The organism is Paenarthrobacter sp. PPS72 (genome assembly GCF_048537125.1).
Taxonomy (GTDB): Bacteria; Actinomycetota; Actinomycetes; order Actinomycetales; family Micrococcaceae; genus Arthrobacter; species Arthrobacter nitroguajacolicus_E.
The window spans coordinates 1-442 of record NZ_JBLYIE010000103.1; the positions used below are offsets into that span (position 1 = coordinate 1).

Here is a 442-nt window from a genome sequence, read left to right on the forward strand (position 1 = left end):
CACTCTCAATTCTGAAGAGCCCCTTATGAACGCTGGGTGCGGCCACTTCTGATGGTGAGGGCAGGCGCGCGCGAGGAGGCGGCCGAAGCTCTTCGACGCCTTCCGGATCCCCCAAAGGACCTTTTGCTTGAGGCGATTTGGTGCATCATGGCCCAAGCATCGTGCGAGCTGGGTGAGCCCTCTATGATCTCCAAGGCACTGGCTGCGCTGGAGCCGGCCAGGGGCGAAAGGGCTGCCGGAAGCGGCGTGGTGGACCTCGGCGATGTTGATCACTATTTGAGAATGCTTGAGGCAGCATCAGCAGCGGCTGATTAGTCGGCTTTAAATGCTTGAAGCCTCCGTGGGTGGCGGAGGCTCCTGCTTTTGTGGGTGGTGGTTAAAGTGGGAGACCCCCCGACCCCGGTGAGGGGGTTGGGGGGTCTCTACCTAATGGTTGTCCGGC

At 61.1% G+C, this 442-nt stretch carries 1 protein-coding gene; it reads left to right on the forward strand.

The window, feature by feature from the left end; genetic code table 11:
• Positions 1-36 precede the first annotated feature (36 nt).
• Entirely contained in the window at positions 37-315 is a 279-nt protein-coding gene (locus ACLRGI_RS23285; protein WP_419203800.1) for a hypothetical protein, read from the forward strand.
• Positions 316-442 lie beyond the last annotated feature (127 nt).